The sequence below is a fragment of the Aphanizomenon sp. UHCC 0183 genome (assembly GCF_009712065.1).
GTDB classification, from domain to species: Bacteria; Cyanobacteriota; Cyanobacteriia; order Cyanobacteriales; family Nostocaceae; genus Dolichospermum; species Dolichospermum heterosporum.
Genome location: NZ_VILC01000133.1, coordinates 1 through 9,660 on the forward strand (window position 1 = coordinate 1; position 9,660 = coordinate 9,660).

Below are 9,660 nucleotides of genomic sequence, written 5' to 3' on the forward strand. Positions count from 1 at the left end.
ATAACGACAATTTTCAACGCTCACCTACTTAATGATGAATCGAATTTATGGTTAGCTTGTCCTATTTGTAATAGATACAAAAGTGATAAAATAACAAATATTGATTCAGAAACAGGTGAAATAGTTAAATTATTTAACCCGCGTACTCAAGTTTGGTCTGAGCATTTTTTTTGGACAAAAGATGGATTGCAAATTGTGGGTAAAACACCAACTGGGAGAGCTACTGTTAAAGCTTTGCATTTAAGTGATGATGCAGATGTTTTAGAAGTTCGCAGTTATTGGGTACTTGCTGGTTGGCATCCTCCAGAAAATTAATAAATTCATAATCATGAACAATTATGAAAATATGTCATAAAGATTTATAAATGTTAACAATTCAAAAAATAAATATATAATTTGACGTATTTTTTATTGAAAAATTATCCTAAATAAAATCCCAAAATATCTACCAATAGGCTATTGTCAGAACAGATAAATTTTAGTTTGCTATTAATTTTGTTAGTCGTTATATTGCTTTTAGCACTGCAAAAAACCACATAAAAGAAATAGGAATTTTCATGCACATACCCGACGGATTTGTTTCTGTACCAGTAGCCGCAGCCACCAGTTTAGCCAGTACAGCCGCCTTATTTGTAGCTTTTGAGCGATCGCAAACAGCTTTTGGCATTCGTCGCGCCCCCATTCTCGGCTTAACCACAGCCTTTATTTTCGCCGCCCAAATGATTAATTTTCCTGTAGCGGGAGGAACTAGCGGCCACTTATTAGGAGGGGCTTTAGCGGCAATTATTTTAGGTAGTCCTTGGGCGGGAATGTTATGTATTGCCACAGTTTTAATTATTCAAGCCGTGTTATTTGCTGATGGTGGAATTACGGCTTTAGGTGCAAATATTTTTAATATGGGAATAGTCGGCGTGTGGGTAGCGTGGGGATTAACCCAAACCTTACAAAGACTATTGGGCGGTTCTCAAAGGCGTTTACCCCTAGCAGCCGGCATAGCTGCCGCAGTTAGCGTAGTTGTCGCCGCAGTAGCTTGTGCTATTGAATTAGCCCTTTCTGGAACAGCGCCAGCCAGCATAGTTTTACCCACCATGGCAGGTGTACATATTTTGATTGGTATTGGAGAAGGATTAATTACCGGGGGTGTATTAACCTATTTAGCCACAGCCCGTCCAGATTTGTTACCAGGTGAAGAACACAAAGTTAGAGGCTGGTTAGTTCCCGTTGTCAGTATTTTGCTGATTTCGGGTGTGTTGTCTCTATTTGCTTCTGCTTGGCCAGATGGTTTGGAAAAAGTAGCAGAAAACGTGGGTTTTATCAACTTAGCTGAACAAGTCAGAGTGGTAGTACCAACACCTTTGGCTGACTATGAGATTAAAGGTTTAGGGCAAATCGGCACAAGTATTGCCGGTTTGGTAGGTTCTACAGCTTGCTTCACTGTGGCTTTTGGAATTGCTAAAGTTATGAAACCTAAGAATGCTTAAAATTTCCTTGCCATTACGCTTGCAATTATCCCTCATTATTGTAATTGGCGCAGCGTTTTTAAAACATCATACTTGGTCTAATCTACTAGTATATGGGGCGATCGCCCTTTTATGGGTTGGCCTATTACAAGTACCCATTCGTAAATTAAGCGGTTTACTTGGTGCAGAATTAATTTTTCTATCATTAATGGCTTTGCCTTTGGGATGGGAAAAAGCCAGTTTTTTACTTGTGCGTTCCCTAATTTGTTTAATTACCATGAATAGTTTTTTATTAACCTTACCCCCCCACAGTTTGGGTATCGCCCTCAAAAGCTTACCAATACCTGCCCCATTAAAAGAAAACTTGATCCTAGCCGCGCAATACTTAGAAATCTTACTTTCAGAAGTAACGCAAATGCAGCGCAGCGCCCAATTACGTGGTTTAAATGGTGCAGCAGGATGGCTGCGTTATGCCAGTGCTTCCATGATTGGGGCGTTGTATCTTCGCACCCTCGACAGAGCGGAAAGAGTTTATGCTGCTATGGTAGCTCGTGGATATAATGGACAATTACCGATAGATTCCCCCCTCAAATCGAAAGAACGTTTTATCTTGTTAATAGCTGGGGTGACAGCTACTTGTTTAACCCTAAGTTCCTACCTTACTGTTATTTGAGTGGTGAATCTTGACATCCTTAACTTCTAATCCCCAAATTTCCCTCTCTCAACCGCATACCAATGTCGTTGAAGTCCAAAATCTGGTATATGCCTATTCGCACCAGCAACCTGTATTACAAGAAATTTCTTTTAGCTTACAAACAGGCGATCGCATCGCCTTAATGGGGGCTACAGGCTCAGGAAAAAGCACCTTATTAGAAAACCTCATCGGCTTAAAACATCCCCAAAGTGGCAGAATCTGGATTAACGGCATCCCCCTATTGCCAACCACCTTACCTCAAATACGCCAACAAATTGGTTTTAGCTTTCAAGATGCTAACGACCAATTATTTATGCCTACAATTCTGGAAGACGTTACTTTCGGACCCCTTAACTATGGTGTTTCACCCATAGCTGCAAAAGATAAAGCCCATCAACTATTAGCCGACTTCGGATTAGAAGCTTACGCCCACCGTTCCGCCCATGAACTTTCTGGAGGACAAAGACGTTTAGCCGCCTTAGCAGCAATTTTAGCCCTAGATCCAGCCATTCTCATCTTAGACGAACCCACCAACGGACTAGACCCAGCATGGCGACGACATTTAGCTCACGTGTTATTAAAATTGCCCGTACAAGTGATGTTAATAGCTTCCCATGATCTCAATTGGCTAGGAAGAGTAACTCAACGGGCTTTAGTCCTATCTACGGGTAAAATCCAAATAGACAGCGACATTCAAACACTGTTGCAAGATGGCAAAACCTTAGATAAATTAGGATTGCCATTAGATTGGTAAACTGCTCAACACAGAAATTCGTAATTGCGAATTAATAATCAATTGGCTTAATATTTAGGGGATTTTATTGCTCTTGGGATTTTAATGTTGTTTTCCCGTTATTCAGTTATTGCTCCTGTTAGCCTGAGCATTGCTTTGTTAATTACTAGTTGCAGCGAGACTAAAATCTCCCAATGTCAGCGATTAGTTACAGTTGTCAATCAGGGTACAGCACTGATTGATATAAAAAAAGGTCAGCAAGTATCAACTAGCTTGCAACTATCCAAAGACTTGAAAAATGTTACTAAGTCTATTCAGGAATTAAATTTAAAAGATCCCAAACTGCAAGAATTTGAAACCAAATTTATCAAAATCTTTGATCATCTTAGTGAAGCCATAGCCAAAGCTTCTCAAGCACTTGGAGAAGCTAAAAAAGCAGAGGCATCATCAGATGGTAGAGCAAAAATTGAAAAAGCCAGAAAAGAAATTGATTCCGCACTAACAACAGCCGCCAAAACTGCCGGGAAAGAATCAGATACTCTAGGGGTGCAATTAAATAAATATTGTAGCCAAGCAGAATCAATTAAAAATTGAGAATTAAAAATTAAAAATTGTAAGAGGGTGTTTGAAAAGTTATGGTTGATGTATCAAATATTTTTTACCCCACCCTAACCCTCCCCTTGTAAAGGGGAGGGAACTGGATTTTTATTGTTTCCCCCCTTTACAAGGGGGGACTAAGGGGGGTAGCAATGTGATGAAAATTACGGAATACCACTTTTCAAACATCCTCTAAGAGTTATATCCTTTACTCTTCTTTTTTTAGTTTTTAATCTTGCTAAGACCTACAGACTGTACAAATTAATCATCCACAAAGATAAGGACGAATTTATTCGCATTACGAAAAGCATTAATACATTGTAGTGTGTTTTTGTGTAATATTTAGGCACTTAAGTAGGTGAGCGTTGAAAATTGTCGTTATGGCAAGGCAAAAGGCAAGAGGCAAGAGGCAAGAGGCAAGAGGCAAGAGTGAAAAGGGTTTGGGCGATTTTACATTTCTTTACACAGTTTGGTTTTATTGTGTTCACCTACTTACTGTTGAAGTAAAGGCGTGGCAAGCTAGATCGAAAATGAGAACTTAAAAAGAAATGCTAAGTTAATTTAAATATCTGAACACATAAATAAATTTGTATATAGTATAGTAAAATGTAACGGATACGTAAATAACTAAACCCATTAAGTCATGGACATAAGTTTAGAAGGTAGAATTAACAACACCCCTTTAGCTGAGAATAAATGTTTATTGCCATTGTTTGAGTGTGTAGTAAACTCAATTCATTCTATTGAGGATTCAAAAATCAATAATGGATATATTGACATTATTCTTTTAAGGGAAGGTAATCAAACAGAACTCATAGAAGATGGAAATTTATCTCCAATACAAGGTTTTGTTGTTGTAGATAACGGAGTAGGATTTAACTATATTAACTATATGTCTTTTTGTACTTCAGATAGTACATATAAAAAAAGCAGAGGCTCAAAAGGAGTTGGTAGATTTTTATGGCTTAAAGCTTTTACAGAAATACTGATTGAAAGTGTTTTTGAAGAAGAAAATAATTTTTACAAACGTAATATAGAATTTAGCCTTTTTTGCAAAGGAGTTCAAGAAACTTCTAAGCAGAAAATAGAACTAAATAATGAACAAGAATTTTATACAAAAGTTGAACTTAAAAATTTCTTAAACCCATATAAAGGAAAATGCCCTCAAAAATGTGAAACTATAGGCAAGCAAATTCTAGAACACTGTATTTCATACTTTATTTTAGAAACACCACCCAAAATTAGAGTAATTGATGGAAAAAAAGAATTCAACATTAATACATACTTTAATCAAAATTTAGAATCATTCTCGGATAATGATGTAATTAAAATAAAAGAATATACTTTTAATCTTAAAGGAATTAAATATTACAACTCATCCGATTCAAGCCATAAACTTTTTTATTGCGCTAATCATAGAACCGTTATTTCTGAAAATTTACACAACTATATTCCTAATTTAATTGAAAAAAGAAAAATTCGTGACAGAGAAGGAAGGCTTTTTACCTATCTGGCTTTTGTTTCTAGTGACTGTTTAGATCAATATGTTAATCAAGAAAGAACTAATTTTAACCTAATTCATAATCATGAGGGTTTTACAGAAGACATTGGACTTATTGCTTATAAAGAAATACAAAATGAATTAATTTCTGTAATATCTAATAATCTTTCTCCATTTTTACAAGGATTACAGGAAGAGAAACAGAAAGAAATCCAAAAATACATTATAGAAGAAGCTGTAGAATATCGTCCGTTACTAAAATATGCTACAGATAAATTAGAGTCTATAAAACCTGGACTCCCTCCAGAAAAGCTAGAAATAGAACTTCATAAAATAATGTCGAGCTATGAACTATCCCTGAAAGAAACGGGAGTAAAAATATTGAGAACTCCTCTAGAACACTTTGAGAGATTTCCTGAATATAGCAAAGAATATTATGATTTTCTTGAACAGTATAATGATCTAGGGATGTCTAAGTTAGCAAGATATGTTATTCATAGAAAAATCATAATCAGTCTGTTTGAAAAAAACCTAATTGTTGATTCAGATGGAAGATATAGTCTTGAAAAAGATATACATGAAATAATTTTTCCAATGAGGACATCTTCTGATGAAATCAATGTTTTTGAAAAACAAAATCTCTGGATAATAGATGAAAGATTGTCTTATCATGAGTATCTTTCCTCTGATCAATCCTTAAAAAGACTAGAAAATTTAGATTCAGAAAGTAATGATAGACCAGACCTTTTAGTTTTCAACCATCCTATTGCTTTTGTACCAGATGAAGAACAGCCTTATTCTTCCGTTGTAGTAATAGAATTTAAACGCCCAACGAGAGAGGGATATTCTGCATCAGAAGATCCTATTGCTCAAGTTTATTCTTATATACGCCAGGTTAGATCAGGAAAACACAAGAATAAAGATGGTAGATTAATATCCCTTCGTGAAGATACACCTTTCTATGCCTATATTATTTGTGACTTAACAGAAGAAATACAAACTTTTGCTGTTAATTCTTCTCTGACTCCAACACCAGACCTTCAAGGTTTTTTTGGTTTTAACCCTGGATTAAAAACCTATATTGAAGTATTATCATTTAACAAACTTGTTAAAGATGCAAAACAAAGAAATAATATTTTATTTAAAAAATTAGGCATATAATTAATATGGAAATATCGCAATAATTAGCTTTCCAGATTGTGTTTCTTGATTTAATCACAATTATCACAATGTCCACAACGCCAATTAGCAGTTGGTGTTTCAAAGCCAAAGGCATTTAATAAAAATTGCCAACGACACCTTTTATTAGTGAGATATTCACTCATTTGTTTAGCAGCTTGTAATTGTGTTTTTTCTGGATTTCCTGACTGCAAAGACATAGAATAATGAAAAGGATCAAGCCATGCCAATTGTCCATTACTATGCAGAAGAGAAAGTGCCACAGCACTATTCGGAAATTCTTTAATTACAGTATTTATTTCTCCTTGGAGTGGTAATTGTTTGGCTAATTGTTGAGCTTTTTGTTGTTGCAATTTCATTTGTGACTCAAAAAACTTCTGTCTTTGCTTATCCTCAGCATCTAAAAATCCCGTCGGTTCACTTACCAAAGTTAAAACATCAGCAGGTTTGCCATCTCTTCCCGCCCTCCCGATTTCTTGCACATATTCAGATAATAAATGTGGCGCATGAAAGTGAACCACCCAGCGCACATCCGATTTATTTATCCCCATCCCAAAAGCACAAGTACACACAACAAATGGGATTTTTCCACCTAACCAACTAGCTTCAATATTGCGGCGTTCCGTTGGACTCAATCCTGCATGATAACTAGCAGTTTGATAACCATTTTCTATTAACCACCGGGTTAAATTTTCACTATCTCTTCGAGTTCGTGCATAAATTAAACCAACTTGATTTGGTCGTTTTTGAATAAACTTTAATAATTGTTGTTTTCTCCCTTTAGGAGTCCAAGCAATTCGGACAATAGGATTTAAATTTTCCCGATAGGGATTAATCCGAAAAATCTCAGGTTTGTCTAATTTTAAAACTGTAGAAATAATCTTTTGGGCTAAAGGATCAGCCGTTGCCGTAAAAGCTGCTATACTAATTTTTGTTCCCGGTGGTTTTGATTTTAGTAACGCTTCACGCACAGCCCCTAAACGCCGATAAGCCGGACGAAAAGTATCACCCCACTGTACTAAACAATGGGCTTCATCCAGAATTAAACCATTAATTTGGAGTTGGGGATTACATAACTTTTGCCAGACTGCTGGACTGAGTAAGGTTTCTGGTGATAAATACAATAATCTTAATTGCTGTTTTTCCAAAGCTTGCAAGGTTGCATTGCGTTGAGATGCAGTTAATTCACTATGTAAAAGTGCTGCTTTTTGTGATAGTTGCCGTAATTCCGCAACTTGGTTTTCCATTAGTGCCACCAAAGGAGAAACTATTAAAGTCAATCCTGTTTTTAGGAGGGCGGGAAGTTGAAAACAAATTGACTTTCCCCCACCAGTGGGCATAATAATTAGAGCATCTTTTTGTGATATTAAACAGTTAACAATTTCTTTTTGAGGAGGACGAAAATCGTCATATCCCCAAATTGCCTTTAATGCTGCGCGAACATCTTGCCAAGATTGTGTTACTGGGAGATTCATGTTTTTACCACAAAAGCACAAACTATAAAAACCTTGTTGCCACTGACAACTGACAACTGACAACTGACAACTGACAACTGACCACTGACCACTGACTAATGACCAATTAGTTCTTGATCATTCCATTCCAAAGTATCACCAATGTTTTCCCCATTATGGTAAGCAGCCAGTAATACTTCACAGGTTTTACCATAGGATATCGCACCAGTGGCATCAAGAGCGATCGCTCCAAAATCCCGATTATTCTTCTTTGCTTCTGTAAATGATCGCTGCATAGCCTCCTGTAGTGACATTCCATCAGTAACACGCACCACAACCTTAGCGGCTAAACACTCATCAATAATATCTTCCCCAATCCCCGTACAACTCACCGCCGCCTGACTAGTCGCATAATTACCCGCTGGCATAGCTGAATCACTAACTCGCCCAATGCGTTCAAAGCCTTTACCTCCAGTAGAAGTACCAGCAGCTAATTTACCATAGCCATCTAAAGCCACAACACCAATAGTTCCCCTACCAGCACTTTCTGCCATTTCTGGTTCTGCTACTACCCCAGCCATGGTTCTTTTAAAGTTATCCTGGCGTTCTAGAGTCCACTCTTTCAAGCGCAAATCAGTTAAACCATTATAAATAGGCAGTTGTAACTCCCGCGCCAACTCAGCCGCACCATAATCGGATAAAACCCGATCATCAGCATCTTGTAAAAACAGCGCCATTTCAATCGGATTCTTCACCCGTGACACATTAATCACACCACTAAAGCGCCCAGTTGTCCCATCCATAATGGAAGCACTCATGCGGATTTGTCCATCAGATTGGAGGACAGAACCAGTACCAGCATTAAAGCGGGGTTCATCTTCCAACATCTGACAACCCCGAACTACAGCCTCAGTCGCACTTGCACCCGTCAGCAAAAGAGCATAAACTTCCGCAACAATCTGAGACAGAGAGTTGCGGACTGCTATTAATCCCCCCTTACCTTGGAGAGAACTACCAGCACCACCATGAATAATTAATTTAGGTTGCATTTGTAAAATCATTTATTTTCTTCGTAGGGGCGCAGGGCCTGCGCCCATATATTTATTGGTTGGTCTAACTCTCATTTTTAGCCTGAGAACGACGACGACGGCAACGTTCTGAACAATATTTCACTTCATCCCAACAATCTTGCCATTTTTTCCGCCAAGTAAACGGACGTTGACATACTACACAGATTTTTTCCGGTAAATCAGATTTAGAACAAGTAGGACGCATAACGTAACAATAACGTAACAATAAACACGAAAAACATCATCTATCAAAAAATACATCTAAAGACGGATGACAAGGATTTTTTAATACTTGTACTGTCTACAATTAACCAAGCAAAATTAATTACATAGGTTTTCCCAGATTCTACGATAATTTGCAGAAAACAGAATTTCAAGTCTGAAATTTCTGAAAAGGAGAAAATAAAAATGAAAATGGTTAATCGTTCTTGTCCAGTTTGCGGTTCAAAGGATCAGTCTAAAGTCTTTGCTGAGGCTGACTGTGATCTTAATCAATTGGACAGTTTTGCCTTTGCTTGTCGTAAACTGCTTGAATATATGCACTACAGACTGATATCTTGTCCAACTTGTGATGTACTGTATGCCAGTCCAATTCCTGAATTAAGTGAATTAGCAACCGCCTACCATGAACCTGCTTTTGATAGTTCGGAAGAAGCCCATTATGCGAGTCGTACTTATGCCAGTTTTCTACCCAAAATTATGCAACATATTCCTAATTTAGATGGTGCGATTGATATTGGCACAGGGGATGGAGCATTTTTAGAGGAATTGCTGCGTACAGGGTTTACTTCTGTTATTGGAGTAGAACCTTCCCAAGCACCTATTCTAGCTGCTAAGGAGGAAATACAACCATTAATTAAGCATGGTCTTTTCAGAGTTGAGGATTTTCAAGCGGGAACTTTTAGTCTTATTACTTGTTTTCAAACTTTAGAACATTTGTATGACCCTAAACAAATGTGTCAAGATGCTTAT

Annotated in this window: 10 protein-coding genes; 7 read left to right on the forward strand and 3 right to left on the reverse strand. The window is 37.3% G+C overall.

All coding sequences use genetic code 11. The features are described from left to right. From FJR37_RS24505 to FJR37_RS24530, 6 genes are all read left to right on the forward strand, one after another. Complete coding sequence (locus FJR37_RS24505) at positions 1-315, forward strand: HNH endonuclease (protein ID WP_168467361.1); 315 nt, start codon at positions 1-3, stop codon at positions 313-315. 242 nt (positions 316-557) lie between these two features. Beyond that, positions 558-1,481, forward strand: coding sequence for an energy-coupling factor ABC transporter permease (locus FJR37_RS24510; protein ID WP_039200050.1), 924 nt, complete (start codon positions 558-560; stop codon positions 1,479-1,481). Continuing rightward, entirely contained in the window at positions 1,474-2,133 is a 660-nt protein-coding gene (locus tag FJR37_RS24515; protein WP_039200052.1) for an energy-coupling factor transporter transmembrane protein EcfT, read from the forward strand. The genes FJR37_RS24510 and FJR37_RS24515 overlap by 8 nt, the downstream gene beginning before the upstream one ends. A gap of 10 nt (positions 2,134-2,143) precedes the next feature. Continuing rightward, a complete protein-coding gene (locus tag FJR37_RS24520; protein ID WP_039200054.1) occupies positions 2,144-2,908 on the forward strand; it encodes an energy-coupling factor ABC transporter ATP-binding protein in 765 nt (254 codons plus the stop codon). Positions 2,909-2,992: 84 nt separating this feature from the next. Beyond that, positions 2,993-3,481 (forward strand): hypothetical protein, encoded by a 489-nt coding sequence (locus FJR37_RS24525; RefSeq protein WP_168467362.1) that lies wholly within the window; start codon positions 2,993-2,995, stop codon positions 3,479-3,481. 646 nt (positions 3,482-4,127) lie between these two features. Further along, positions 4,128-6,146 carry a hypothetical protein gene (locus FJR37_RS24530; protein WP_168467363.1) on the forward strand — a complete coding sequence of 673 codons (2,019 nt, stop codon included), beginning with the start codon at positions 4,128-4,130 and terminating at the stop codon, positions 6,144-6,146. Between the two features lie 50 nt (positions 6,147-6,196). Here the strand turns inward: FJR37_RS24530 and FJR37_RS24535 are convergent, their stop codons facing one another. The 3 genes from FJR37_RS24535 to FJR37_RS24545 all read right to left on the reverse strand — a co-directional run bounded on the left by FJR37_RS24535 (position 6,197) and on the right by FJR37_RS24545 (position 8,893). Beyond that, complete coding sequence (locus tag FJR37_RS24535) at positions 6,197-7,639, reverse strand: ATP-dependent DNA helicase RecQ (RefSeq protein WP_168467364.1); 1,443 nt, start codon at positions 7,637-7,639, stop codon at positions 6,197-6,199. A 95-nt stretch (positions 7,640-7,734) separates the two neighbouring features. Further along, positions 7,735-8,679 carry an isoaspartyl peptidase/L-asparaginase gene (locus FJR37_RS24540; RefSeq protein WP_039202775.1) on the reverse strand — a complete coding sequence of 315 codons (945 nt, stop codon included), beginning with the start codon at positions 8,677-8,679 and terminating at the stop codon, positions 7,735-7,737. 52 nt (positions 8,680-8,731) lie between these two features. Continuing rightward, complete coding sequence (locus FJR37_RS24545) at positions 8,732-8,893, reverse strand: DUF2256 domain-containing protein (protein WP_071992819.1); 162 nt, start codon at positions 8,891-8,893, stop codon at positions 8,732-8,734. 203 nt (positions 8,894-9,096) lie between these two features. Here FJR37_RS24545 and FJR37_RS24550 point away from each other — a divergent pair. Then, positions 9,097-9,660 (forward strand): bifunctional 2-polyprenyl-6-hydroxyphenol methylase/3-demethylubiquinol 3-O-methyltransferase UbiG (locus FJR37_RS24550; protein ID WP_168467365.1); only part of this gene is annotated, 564 nt, incomplete at its 3' end.